14 protein-coding genes are annotated in these 12,994 nt (G+C 51.9%); all 14 read left to right on the plus strand.

The window, feature by feature from the left end; all coding sequences use genetic code 11:
- Nucleotides 1–118: 118 nt before the first annotated feature.
- The 14 genes from JW814_10170 to JW814_10235 all read left to right on the plus strand — a co-directional run bounded on the left by JW814_10170 (nt 119) and on the right by JW814_10235 (nt 12,829).
- Nucleotides 119–817 (plus strand): flagellar hook-basal body protein, encoded by a 699-nt coding sequence (locus tag JW814_10170; GenBank protein ID MBN2071809.1) that lies wholly within the window; start codon nt 119–121, stop codon nt 815–817.
- A 55-nt stretch (nt 818–872) separates the two neighbouring features.
- Nucleotides 873–1,661, plus strand: a complete 789-nt coding sequence (gene flgG / locus JW814_10175; protein ID MBN2071810.1) for a flagellar basal-body rod protein FlgG — start codon at nt 873–875, stop codon at nt 1,659–1,661.
- 12 nt (nt 1,662–1,673) lie between these two features.
- Nucleotides 1,674–2,627 carry a flagellar basal body P-ring formation protein FlgA gene (gene flgA, locus JW814_10180; protein MBN2071811.1) on the plus strand — a complete coding sequence of 318 codons (954 nt, stop codon included), beginning with the start codon at nt 1,674–1,676 and terminating at the stop codon, nt 2,625–2,627.
- A 5-nt stretch (nt 2,628–2,632) separates the two neighbouring features.
- Nucleotides 2,633–3,208 carry a flagellar basal body L-ring protein FlgH gene (locus JW814_10185; protein MBN2071812.1) on the plus strand — a complete coding sequence of 192 codons (576 nt, stop codon included), beginning with the start codon at nt 2,633–2,635 and terminating at the stop codon, nt 3,206–3,208.
- Nucleotides 3,209–3,297: 89 nt separating this feature from the next.
- Nucleotides 3,298–4,356, plus strand: a complete 1,059-nt coding sequence (locus JW814_10190; GenBank protein ID MBN2071813.1) for a flagellar basal body P-ring protein FlgI — start codon at nt 3,298–3,300, stop codon at nt 4,354–4,356.
- Between the two features lie 13 nt (nt 4,357–4,369).
- Nucleotides 4,370–4,834, plus strand: a complete 465-nt coding sequence (locus JW814_10195; protein MBN2071814.1) for a rod-binding protein — start codon at nt 4,370–4,372, stop codon at nt 4,832–4,834.
- A gap of 11 nt (nt 4,835–4,845) precedes the next feature.
- Complete coding sequence (flgN, locus tag JW814_10200; GenBank protein ID MBN2071815.1) at nt 4,846–5,379, plus strand: flagellar export chaperone FlgN; 534 nt, start codon at nt 4,846–4,848, stop codon at nt 5,377–5,379.
- A 23-nt stretch (nt 5,380–5,402) separates the two neighbouring features.
- On the plus strand, nt 5,403–6,770 hold the full coding sequence (flgK, locus tag JW814_10205) for a flagellar hook-associated protein FlgK (protein ID MBN2071816.1): 1,368 nt from the start codon (nt 5,403–5,405) through the stop codon (nt 6,768–6,770).
- 14 nt (nt 6,771–6,784) lie between these two features.
- The gene (locus JW814_10210; GenBank protein MBN2071817.1) at nt 6,785–8,344 is read left to right on the plus strand and encodes a hypothetical protein; all 1,560 of its coding nucleotides are present in this window, start codon (nt 6,785–6,787) and stop codon (nt 8,342–8,344) included.
- 27 nt (nt 8,345–8,371) lie between these two features.
- Nucleotides 8,372–8,842, plus strand: coding sequence for a flagellar assembly protein FliW (locus JW814_10215; protein ID MBN2071818.1), 471 nt, complete (start codon nt 8,372–8,374; stop codon nt 8,840–8,842).
- Nucleotides 8,843–8,850: 8 nt separating this feature from the next.
- Nucleotides 8,851–9,099 (plus strand): carbon storage regulator CsrA, encoded by a 249-nt coding sequence (gene csrA / locus JW814_10220; protein MBN2071819.1) that lies wholly within the window; start codon nt 8,851–8,853, stop codon nt 9,097–9,099.
- 170 nt (nt 9,100–9,269) lie between these two features.
- Nucleotides 9,270–10,664 carry a flagellin gene (locus tag JW814_10225; GenBank protein MBN2071820.1) on the plus strand — a complete coding sequence of 465 codons (1,395 nt, stop codon included), beginning with the start codon at nt 9,270–9,272 and terminating at the stop codon, nt 10,662–10,664.
- Between the two features lie 299 nt (nt 10,665–10,963).
- Nucleotides 10,964–12,355 carry a flagellin gene (locus JW814_10230; GenBank protein MBN2071821.1) on the plus strand — a complete coding sequence of 464 codons (1,392 nt, stop codon included), beginning with the start codon at nt 10,964–10,966 and terminating at the stop codon, nt 12,353–12,355.
- Between the two features lie 96 nt (nt 12,356–12,451).
- Nucleotides 12,452–12,829: a flagellar protein FlaG gene (locus tag JW814_10235; GenBank protein ID MBN2071822.1), complete on the plus strand. Its 378-nt coding sequence runs from the start codon at nt 12,452–12,454 to the stop codon at nt 12,827–12,829.
- Nucleotides 12,830–12,994 lie beyond the last annotated feature (165 nt).

A 12,994-nucleotide genomic window follows, 5' to 3' on the forward strand; every position in this document is an offset into this window, starting at 1 on the left:
GCGTGGTCCATGTAACATCAATTCATTAATAGCAATACGGTATTCAAAGGCTTTCGGGGGGGACTATAGTCCCACAGGCATATCTCTTGCCGTGTATAAAGCGCAATGGAGGATAACTATGCTTAAAGGAATATCGATGGCCGCCAGGGCGATGAAAAATCAGGTGGCCAGAAATGACATGATCGCCAACAACCTGGCAAACATAAATTCAGCTGGATTCAAAAAGGATTTTGCTGTCTTTGCGGAGCAGAAGACCGACTCCGGCCTGATCGATACGATCGTGAAAGTCGCTACTTCCTTCTCACAGGGGCAGCTGACGAGGACTGAAAGGCCGCTCGATGTCGCGATACAGGGTGATGGATTTTTCGTCATAGAGACGGATGAAGGTGAGATGTACACGAGAGACGGATCCTTTACAGTCAACTCCGAGGGAAATCTGGCCACGAGCAACGGACAACTTGTCGCCGGCAGTATCGCCATACCTCCGGGCGAGATAGAAATTTCAAGAGAAGGCAATATCCGCGTCGATGGAATCATCACCGGGCAGTTGAGGATCGTCCGTTTTGATGAGACTTCCAGTCTTGAGAAAGCGGGGTCTTCGCTTCTTACCGCTCCGGACGACATTTCACCGACAGACCTGGCTCCTGAAGAAATAACAGTACTCTCGGGATTTCTGGAAAACAGCAATGTCGAGGTCATCTCGGAGATGACGGAAATGATAACCGCGCTTAAAGCGTATGAGATCAGTCAGAAAGCGCTTAAATCGGAAGACGAGATATTACATATGCTGACATCGACCGTGGGAAAGACCGGTTGATAAGATAAGAAAGCGGAAAAAGGGCAATGACAGGAATAATCAGGGAGAATAAGTCATGATAAGAGCACTATCGACAGCATCGTCGGGAATGCAGGCCCAGCAGATATTTATCGACAATATCGCCAATAATCTCGCGAACGTTAACACCGCTGGATTCAAAAAATCCCGGGTAGAATTCCAGGACCTCATGTATGAAAGCGTCGCTCCGGCCGGTTCGTCCCGATTGACCGGCTCTGCCGAACCTTCATTCAACCAGGTCGGTCATGGAGTGAGGTTGTCGGCGACGACGAGAGTGTTCCAACAGGGTTCTTCGATGAACACGGAGAATCCACTCGACATGATGATCGCCGGTGACGGGTTCTTCCAGGTGTTGCTTCCGGACGGGAGTTACGCTTATACCCGCGATGGATCCCTGAAACTCGATTCCGATGGAAATATCGTCACCGCGTCCGGCTTCCAGGTAGAGCCCGCGCTGACTCTTCCACGAGAGACGACAGACCTTATGATTGCGGGGGACGGGATGATTTCAGTCCTTCTTCAGGCAGAAGAAACACCCGCTGATCTTGGCCGGTTCGAGCTTGTGCGCTTCCAGAATCCGGCAGGGCTGAAAAGCATAGGAAACAATCTCTTTGTCGAAACAGTATCGAGCGGTACGCCGGTACTGGGCAATCCTGGAGAAGAGGGGCTTGGTACGATGCAGATGGGGTTCCTCGAAATGAGTAACGTCAGCGTCATCGAAGAGATGATCGGGATGATAACGGCCCAGAGGGCGTATGAAATAAATTCAAAAGCGGTGAAGACTTCGGAAGAGATGCTTGGTATAGCCGCCAACCTTAAACGATAGAGAATCTCTGCCATGAAAAGAAAAAACGGGGCGTTAATAATTGTAGCGGTAATGCTTTCTACTTGTAGCGCGCTTGCTTCGGCCGAAGTCTACACGCTTCGGGAGATCGTTGTGACCGAAATGACTTTACTGAAGCTTTCTGATCTCGTAGTCGAGCCTCTGAAAGGGTCGGACGATCCGGTAATCGCCGAGTCACCGCCCTGGGGATCGCAGAAAAGCCTTTCAAGGAATTTCATCGCCGACCGCGTCAGATCCCTTGGTATCGAGCTGACTGGCAATACGAGGGTACAGGTAAAACGGTTGATGTTTGAGAAGTGCGATGAACTTCTCGACTTACTGAAAAAAGATATGGCCTCCGCCCTCAAAGAATCAAAATGGAGCGAAGGCGCTGAAAGAATAGAAATGGAGATCGTAAACTTTCCATCATCGATAATGACACCTCCCGGCCAGCTCGCTCTTGAGATCGATTTTCCTAAGAACATACATGGATACCAGGTAGTCTCTTTTACTCTGACCGGCAAAGACGGTTTTAAAAGAAGATATTCCACGGGGTGCAGGTTCCATCTTGTCGACAGGTGTGCCGTGGCGGCAAGGGATATTAAAAGAGGCGAAGTTGTCGAAACGGGTGATATCGAATGGGTCGAGGCCGATCTTGCCGTCTGCGGCGAGCTGCCAGTGACGGACCCGGCTGATATACGAGGAATGCGTATAGACCGCTACATAAGGAGCGGCGATATGATACCTCTCAAAGCCATCGAACGCATTCCGGTAGTGATGAAAGGTCAGACAGTCAAGGTCGAGATCTCGAGGGGACTCATGGTTGTCAGCGCGAACGGCGTCTCTCTTGAGGATGGATGGATCGGAGACATGGTACTTGTGCGGAACCTGGCATCTGGAAAGATCGATAAGTATCAGGTAGTAGACAAGGCGAAGGTATCCCCTCCGGGGTCGGAAGCGGGCAGGTAGAGATTATGAAGAAAAGTATGATCGTGGCGGTTCTCTTCCTTGTGACGATAAGTTCGGTCGCTCATTCCCAGCGCCCCTTGTGGGACAGCGATGAGGGTTCACTCTATTCGAACCTCAAGGGATACAGGGTCGGTGATGTCGTTACTGTGATCATTCAGGAACAGTCATCCGCTTCAAGCAGCGCGAAGACAGATACCAAGGTAAAAGCGGAAGCGACAAGCGGTCCGGGCGTCGGCAGCCTTGACTTTATCTCCCTTTGGGGGCTTACGAGCGAGAACAAGTACAAGGGGGACGCCAAGACATCGAGGGCTGGACAGCTCTCCGCGCGGGTGACGGTGAGAATAACCGAGATACTCGAAAACGGAGATTATCTGATAGAGGGCAACCGGGAGGTCAATATAAACGGGGAACGCGAGAGGATAACGCTCAGCGGCATCATCCGTTCAAGGGATATCAGCACTGATAATACGATCCTGTCGACTTACGTAGCCGACGCGAGGATCATGTATGACGGAAAAGGCACAGTTGATTCCGGGCACGAACCCGGGATCCTCACGAAACTCATAAACTGGATCTTTTAAAGGAAGTATAAAAATTGCACGGAACAATCAGGAATCATTACAGGGGAGTTCTTCTGACGGTCTTTCTCCTGATCCTCTTTCATCTTTACATGCCCGTCAGGGTCTGCGGAACGGTCCGGATCAAGGATGTGACTTCGGTAGCCGGCGTCAACAATGTCCAGCTTATAGGTTACGGACTGATTGTGGGGCTTAACGGCACCGGAGACGGGAGCAAGAGCGCCTTTACAGTAAATTCGATAGTAAGCATGCTTGAAAAACTCGGAATGACAGTATCAGCTGATGATATCAAGGTGAAAAACGTCGCCGCGGTCGTTGTCACCGCTGAATTGCCGCCATTTACTCCTGTCGGAACGAGGCTCGACGTCACAGTCTCTTCCCTCGGCGATGCGAACAGCCTCGAGGGAGGACAGCTTCTTCTGACTCCGCTCAGAGCGTTCGACGGGTCCAATTACGCCATAGCGCAGGGAGCAGTCTCAATCGGCGGATTCAATATCGATGCCGGAGCTGGAAATGTCCTGCGAAAGAATCATTCCACTGTAGGCAGGGTCCCACAGGGAGCGATAGTAAGGAAAGAGCAGGAATGCGAGCTGGCAAAAGGAAACAAATTCACTCTTACTCTCGACGATCCCGATTACCAGTCCGTGACGAACATAACGAATATCATAAATATCACTCTCAGGAAAAAGCTCGCTTACGCGGTGAGCTCCAGGGCGATAGAAGTAAGGGTCCCACCGGAGTATGAGCTGAATCCGGTAGCGATGATCGCTGATATCGGAAGGATGGAGGTCACTCTTGACAAGGTCGCGCGGGTAGTGATCAACGAGAGGACAGGTACAGTGGTGATCGGTGGCCTCGTCTCGATCGACGAAGTCGCGATCGCTCATGGAAATCTCCAGGTAGAGATCAAGGCGAACTACGGAGTGAGCCAGCCGATGTCGTTCGGCGAGGGCCAGTCAATCGTGGTTCCAGAGATAGAGACGAAGGTAGAGGACAAGGAAGCGAGGCTGTTCGCGATAAGAAAATCGAATACCGTCAGCGATATAGCTTCAGCCCTGAATGAACTCGGGATAACTCCGAGAGACATGGTAGCGATATTTCAGGCGCTAAAGATCGCGGGAGCCCTCAAGGCCGACCTGGTGATCATGTAAAAGGAATGGCGAGATGAAGATACAGATGAATCCGCAGATCAGACCGGTTCAGGCAGAGTCATCCGGCGCCGCGCGTACGAAAAGCCTGGAAAAAGCAGCCCGGGATTTTGAATCGATACTGATCGGACAGTTTTTTCAACTGATGCATTCTACCGTGTCGGATGAGGGAATGGTGGAGAAATCGTTCCCGAGAAAGATCTACGAAGAGATGATGCAGGGCGAATTTGCCAGCGAATTCACGAAGCGGGGAGGTTTTGGCCTTTCCGAAGTCCTTGTGGACAGGTTCAATCGCGGCCAGGGTGGTGAGGCGGCGACTGTTCCGGGAGCGTTACCGGGAAATACCGGGCGAGAGGCCCTTCCACTTGGAAAGAAAGATCGCTTTATGAAGATTGGATCTGAAAATGATCAAAATACGAATAGCAGGATGATTTCATTGAATGAAATCTACAAAGGCCAGAAAGCCGTTGATAGAAAGTGAGGCGAGGAAAGATGGCCGTAAGGATCTTGGGAAGCAAGGATATTGAAGACAGGGTCGAGGAACTCTGCGAGATGATGAACGAAGAGGCGTCGGTCTGCAGGGAGCTTCTTGAACTCTCCCGGATCGAACAGGAATACCTGATGAAGAACGATATCGAAAATCTGTCGGTGAATACCGAGAAGATGAAAAGGATCGTGCAGGTACTCAAGAGAAATCAGGCCGCGAGACATTCCTATATGGACGACATCGCCATCAATCTGGAAAAAGATGTCGGGACAGTGACGATCAGCGCGATCAGCAGGGAAGTCGATCCGGAGCTTTCGTCAAAACTCAAAGACACGAGCCGTGAACTGATCAAGGTCGGTGAAAGGCTCTATCGATCAAATCACAACACTATCTATCTTATCGATTTTTCGCTCGATCTCCTCGAACAGCAGAACAAACTCTGGGCAGAACTTGTGTCGGATGAGAAGGAAGGATATTCGGCGAACGGTAAGAAGGGTAACAGGAAAAGTCATCCATTGCTTGTAGAGGAAAAAGTATAACGGTCTTACTGGAGTAAAGTATTATGGTAACGCTTTTCGGTATGCTGGAAATGAACAAAAGAAGTCTCTTTACGTCGCAGTTCTCATTGCAGACGACGAACCATAATATCTCCAATATCAATAATCCGGGGTACTCCCGCCAGGAAGTACTGCTACAGTCGAATATTCCAACGGTGACGGCGAAAGGGATCCTCGGTAATGGAGTGACGGTCAATACGGTCAGGCGCAGTACGGCCGAGTTTTTTACGAGGCAGATCCGGGAAGAGACGGCGTCGATGGGCGGGTGGGAGATGAAGAGCTCGACTCTCTCTCATCTGGAAGTCGTATTCAATGAGCCGAGCGATAATGGCCTGGCAAGCTGCATCGATGATTTTTTCGTCTCGTGGAATACGCTCGCGTCCCATCCGGAAAGCGGTTCAGCGCGGATAGACATACTCGAATCAGCCAAGACCATGTGCTCGATGTTCAATTCCATCGATCAGTCACTTGACGAACTTGGAGGAAACATCGATCAGCAGATCGAGGAGGGCGTCGCTCTGGCCAACGATCTTATCGCGTCGATCGCAGAACTCAATACGATGATCGTGGAAACAGAGGGAGCGGGGCATTCTTCAGGCGATTACAGGGACGAACGGGACAGGCTTCTTAAGCAGTTATCGAAGATCGTGCGGATAGACATAAGGGAAGACGAGTTTGGTTCAGTCGATGTTTTCGCGGGCGGGGTCAATATCATACACCGGTCTGAAACGCTGCCTTTCGAAGCCTATATGGACGATACCGGTGAGATAACGAAAATGCAGGTACGGCTCAGAGGACAGAATGTCAACGTGACATTATCCGAGGGCGAGATCACGGGGCTTCTGGAATCAAGAGACGGTTATCTCCAGGATGCCAGGCAGGCTCTCGACTATCTCGCCTCCAGCTTTATCACCAGGCTGAATGATCTTCACAACATGGGATGGACGCCGTATGGAAGCGGATATGATTTCTTTTCCGGAACGGATGCCAGTACGATCAGGGTCAGTGAAGCTATAATCGCGAACTCCGATCTTATAGCAAGTTCATATGACGGTACTGTCGGGGATAACTCCCTGGCGAACGATATAGTCGCCCTGGCCAATACATGCATATCCGATACAGATCCACTTACTCTTAACGAAAGATTCGAGACGATAATCTCCGCGATAGGGATACACAGCGCCAACTCGGAAAGTATGCTGCGCAATGAGGATATGATCCTCTCGAACCTCGAGATGCGCAAAGAAAGCATAACCGGAGTGAATCTTGATGAAGAACTCGTCAATCTCACCAGGTACCAGCAGTCATACGAGGCCGCGGCAAGGATCATGACGACGATCGGCGAGTTGATAGACACGATTCTGGAAATGTAATAGAGAGAAGGATTATGCGAATATCATTTCAGATGTTGAGCCAGGGCCCGCTGAGGAATATCGCCAACAGCATTGAACGGTATTCCATGTTGAATATTAAGGCGGGGTCGATGAAAAATTTCCAGAAACCATCTGACGACCCGTCCGGAGTGCGCAAGGCGATGACTTTCGATTCGCTCATAAAGCAGAACGACATTTATACTTCAAACGCCACTGACGCCGAGATGTTTATCGATGTTACCGACTCGACGCTTATGTCGGTAAAAAACCTTATAGACAGCGCCAAGTCCATAGCGCTCGAGATGCGTTCCTCGACGGCCGATTCAGGCGAGAATGTAAGGGCGAGCGGCGCTATCGAAGTTGCCGGGATCATCAGCGATATAAAGGATCTTCTGAACACAAAATTCCATAACAAATATATATTCAGCGGGCACATGGTAAATGTGGAACCGTTTATCGATGTAAACGGGACGATCCAGTACAGGGGAGACGATAATTCGATGAAGCTGAGGGTAGGTCCCACGAGGCTTATCGACGTGACCATACCGGGGAGTGACTTTCTTGTGCTTGGAGAAGAACAGAGGCTGTCTTCGGCCGCCATGAACACGATACTGGCCTCTACGGACCTCCTCGATGACCTGAATTCAGGCACTGGAATAGAAAAAGGGATCTTCAGAATTACGACCGGCGCCGGAGTATCAGCCGATATAGACCTTACGGAGAGCGAGACGGTACAGGATATGATCGATCAGATCAATGGCTGCGGTCTCGGGATCATCTGCGGCATAAATCCGGATAATGGCCTGACGCTGTTCGATACGAATCATACCGGAGAGATGGTCATTGAGAATATCGGCAACTACACGACCGCGTCCGATCTTGGTATTGCCGGGACAAGCAGTGGCGGGTTGATGTTGAGCGCGCCTCTCGATCCGGCTTTGACCGGAGACACTCTTGTGGAGAATGTGGATCTCCTGACGGACATACTGATGACGGGGATCACCGTCACGATCAACGGCGTCTCCCGTGATGTTGATTTTACTTCACCTTCATATCCGGTCACTGTCGACGAACTTCTCGACAGGATAAGACTTTCGGTGCCGGGACTGGAAGTACGCATTAATGAATCGGGAAACGGCATCGTCATGATCTCGGATTACGAGATCCTCGTCGAGGAGACAGGGACCGGCAGCACGGCGGCGGATCTCGGGATCCTCGGAACGTCATCGCTCAATGAGCCGTATTCACTTTTCGGATCACTCGAAAATCTCAGAAATGCGTTGATCGATGATGATCCGGACGCGCTCGATTCGATAATCGGGCAACTGCAGGCTGTCACCGACCATGTTCTTCAGGTCGAAGCGACAGTCGGAGCTCGCGGTAAACAGGTGGAGTCGATCAAGAACCAGTTGATGGATACGAGGATAAACCTGCTCGCTAATCTCTCCTTAGTGGAGGATATCGACCTGACGCAGGTGCTTACAGATCTCGCTGAGGCCCAGATCGCTTATGAAGCGGCGCTTCAGACAGCATCATCCATCTATAGTCTCAGTTTGTTGGATTATTACAGGTAGCAGGACACGGAAAGGAAGGTAGTGGCTATGAAGATCAAATCGAGCCTTTTTGACGAACTTGAATTCGATGAAAAGGATATCATCACGCTCGAGCAGGGCATGATCGGTTTTGACGGACTGAAGAGGTTCGTCCTTATGGATTTTGCCGATGAATCGGTATTTCACTGGTTGCAGTCGATCGATGAACCCGATGTGGGGTTCATAGTATCGGAACCGACGATCTTTGACGGTGATTACACGTTCGTCATCGATCCCGATCTGAAGGATATTCTCAGGATAGAAAAGGAAGATGAAGTCGTCGTAATGACGATCGTCACAATCAAGGACAGCGGGAGCAGTGTGACTGGAAATCTGCTCGGCCCGGTCATAGTGAACGCTTCCAGACACGTAGGCTGCCAGATCGCTCTGGAGCCGGGCAAATATTCTACAGCCACGCCGCTCAGGCAGATCGAAGCGGAACAGATGCAGGATAAAGAAAAAGTCGGGTGTACGGCTTAGGAGCTGACATGCTCGTTCTTACGAGAAAAATACAGGAAAAGATCGTCATATCGACAGATATTGTCGTAACCATTCTTAATATTGATGGCGATCAGGTGAAATTGGGTATCCAGGCACCTAAAGATGTCACTGTTCACCGGCAGGAGATCTTCGATGAGATCCTCAGGTCGAACCGCGACGCCCTCCTGCAGAGAGAAGAAGGCAGTAAAGCTTTAAAGTCGATTATCGGGAAAAGACTTAACGGCAGGAGGCAGTAGCAGATGAAGAGATGATCTGTCGGACTCATGTCCGAAAATAATCAATTCGCGATTAATCAATCGAGTTCTCCAGCCGGCGGGAACCGCTGTCAGGGAATCGGTTTCGACCGGTAGGCAAGGAAGCCGGGGAGAAAGTTTTCAACCATTATCCATGGAAGGAGGAGGTTGATATGAGTTTCAGAATAAGTCACAACATCAGCAGTATCAACGCGCTTAGAAACCTCAGCAAGACGGAATTCTCAGTGTCCAGGTCGCTCGAGAGGCTCAGTTCAGGCCTCAGGGTTAACAGGGGAGCGGATGATCCCGCTGGCCTGGTAATTTCGGAAAGTATGAGAGCGCAGCTCTCGGGCGTCAGGCAGGCTATTGAAAACGCCGAGACAGCCACCGCGATGATCCAGACCGCGGAGGGAGCGATGAACGAGATACATACGCTCCTTAACAGTATCAGGGAACTGGCGATCCACGCAGCTAACACCGGCGCTAACGACGCGGTCATGCTCGCAGCCGATCAGGACGAGATCGACAACGCGATCGCAACGATCGACAGGATCGCCGACCAGACGCAGTTCGGCGTGAAAAAGCTTCTTGACGGTTCCAGCGGCGTGATCGGTACGACGACTGACGCGACAGTCAGTTTCTACGACGCCACCGAAGCGTCGATCTCCGGTACGTACGCGATCGTGATCACGACGCAGGCCGAACAGGCCCAGGCGACAGCCGGTACGGCTCAGACAGCCGTCCTTGGAGTGAACGAGACGCTTACGATCAATGGCGTGAGCGTCGCCCTCGTCTCTGGAATGACACAGAACCAGGTCGTTGATCAGATCAACACGTATTCTTCCTCGACGGGAGCCACGGCGGCGGTCGTCGGTGGAACGCTTACGATCACGTCTCAGGGGTATGGAGCGAACGTGAATGCTTCCGTCGTGTCGAATGTCGCCGCGGCGACGACGAGCACGGGTGTCGGTACTACAGTCGTCACCGACGCCGGAGTCGATATAGCCGGTACGATAGGCGGACTCGCAGCTACCGGGCTCGGCAAAGTCCTGACGGGCGATTCCGGTCTCGCGACTGAAGGAGTCGCTATCTCGACCGATCACGCCGTCGGAGCTGCCGGTTCGATAACGATAAGCAACAATTCGCTCGTCTTCCAGGTCGGGGCCAACAAGAACCAGACGGTGACGATAACCCTGAACCGTATGTCGACAAGTGGAATCGGGACTGGAGTGATCGGGAATCTTTTCGCGAGCCTTTCGGAGATATCGGTGCTTTCGTCCGATCAGGCGCAGGATTCCATCGAGATCATCGACAAGGCTATCCAGCAGGTATCGAAGAAGCGAGGGGAACTCGGCGTGTTCCAGAAGAATACTCTGGAAAGCAGCAGCGCCAACCTGGCGATCGCCGAAGAGAATCTTGTCGCCGCCGAATCGGTGATCCGTGATACGGATTTCGCGCAGGAGATGGCTGAATTGACAAAGAACCAGATACTCCTTCAGTCGGGGACGGCGATGCTCGTCCAGGCGAACCAGATACCGCAGGTAGTATTGCAGCTGCTTCAGCAGTAATCTACCGGCGGCAGCTCGCCGGGCTTACCAGGACAGCAGATAACGACGGGCCTCTCCGGATATATCCAGGGAGGCCCGGATTCTTTTCGCCGGGATCGACTCTTTCCCGGTTTTTTCACATTGTCGCGATTCAATAAAAAATATTCTCAAGTATTCCTCAAGACCGGCCGAAGCACTTGACAAGAGAGAGAACCCTCTTGAGCGCAGGACCTGGAATGAAGGTCATTTTCAGGCCTCTGTGTGACATGGATGTCAGGAGGGATGGGTTTAACGATCCAACCATGGAAGGAGGAGCTTTTATGAGCTTCAGGATCAATCACAACCTTAGCTCGATCAACGCTCTGAGAAACCTGGGGAATACCGAATCGGTAGTCGCCAAGTCTCTGGAACGTTTGAGTTCAGGTCTTCGCGTAAACAGGGGTGCTGACGATCCCGCCGGTCTCGTGATTTCACAGAATATGAGGGCACAGATCAGTGGTATTCAGCAGGCGATCGAAAACGCCGAGACAGCTACCGCGATGATTCAGACTGCTGAGGGGGCAATGAACGAGATTCATAACCTGCTCAACAATATCCGAGAGCTGACCATCCACGCTGCCAACACCGGCGCCAACGACTCTGTTATGCTTTCAGCGGACCAGGACGAGATCGACAACGCAATCTCGACGATCAACAGGATCGCCGCCCAGGCTCAGTTCGGTACCAAGAAACTTCTCGACGGTTCGAGTGGTATGTCAGGTACTGTAACTGATTCTGAAGTCACATTCATGGACGCGACGGTAGACACTACCGAAGGCACCTATGCCCTAGTAGTCACCACCGCCGCCGCGCAGGCTCACGCCACGGCAGGTACCGGCCAGACGGCAGTCCTAGGCGCTACCGAGACGCTTACAGTCAACGGCGTAAGCATATCTCTCGCCGCTGGCCTGTCCCAGGCCCAGGTCGTCACGGAGATCAATACGTACAACTCTTCGACTGGAGCGACAGCTTCAGTGGTCGGCGGAGCTCTTACGATCACCACTGACGGCTATGGTTCCAATGAGACTGCTTCAGTCGTTTCGAACGTTGCCGCGGCTACGACAAGTACTGGCGTAGGCACGACTGTCATAACTGACGACGGTGTCGACATCGCCGGTACTATCGGCGGACTCGCTGCCACGGGAAACGGCCTCGTACTCACGGGTGACACCGGGCTGGCGACAGCCGGTCTCGCAATATCGACAGCTCATGCTGCCGGTGCCGCTGGATCCGTAACCGTGATAGACAATTCGCTGGTCTTCCAGGTCGGTGCTAACAAGAACCAGACGGTCACGATCGCTCTGAACGCTCTGTCAGCTTCGAACCTCGGAACGAACGTAACGGGGAACAGCTTCAATAACCTCGGTGAACTCAGCGTATTGACTGCTGCCGGAGCCCAGGATTCGATCGAAATCATCGACCAGGCGATCCAGCAGGTCTCCGCGAAACGAGGAGAACTCGGTGTGTTTCAGAAGAACACCCTCGTCAGTTCAGCCGCCAACCTGGCGATCGCTGAAGAGAACCTCGTCGCGGCTGAATCAATCATCCGTGACGTCGATTTCGCCAGCGAGATGGCCGAGTTGACAAAGAACCAGATCCTGCTCCAGTCTGGTACAGCCATGCTTGTGCAGGCGAACCAGATCCCTCAGGTCGTACTTCAGCTTCTTCAGTAATGCTGTGAGCGAAGTACGCATCTGAATGATGCGACAAGGTGAACTCCCCGGCCAGCCCGGCCGGGGAGATTCGCCGGGGGTGAGAGGAGCCCCATGATGGAAATAAAATATAATGATCCTTCCGTAAGAGCAGGTTCAGACAGCGCGTCCCGGCAGAAAGCCGCCATCGAGGCGAAAAAATTTGAATTGAAGGTAAGGAAACTCAACCCCGCCCTCGAGAAAGCGATAGACAGGACCAGGCTGGAGAACAGGGAAAAAAAGAGCACTGTCCAGCAGGTCGATCACAGCGTCAGTGAAAAGCATTCTGTCGAAACGCGTGAACTCGCGTATAAGAAGCATCCAGGTACAAACAAATACTATGTCAGGGTGCAGGACGCGGAGACTAAGGAGATCGTCCGCGAGATCCCTCCTCCGGAAGAACTCGACCGGATCGCCAGGCTAGTCAAGTATCTACAGGCGAATTTCGGTATCTGATCGCGTCTCCGGACCCTGAGCCGGTTGAATATTCCGCGTTAAACTCCCTCCCCGGGAAAAATTTTCCCTTTTTTCCGTTTTTATCAAGTTAAAAGTAAAGTTGCCACCGCCTTGTCCGATAATGATAAGTAACGGAAGAGCATCTGATATTTGAAAGGAGAACGA

Source organism: Candidatus Krumholzibacteriota bacterium (assembly GCA_016932415.1).
Lineage (GTDB): Bacteria > Krumholzibacteriota > Krumholzibacteriia > Krumholzibacteriales > Krumholzibacteriaceae > Krumholzibacterium.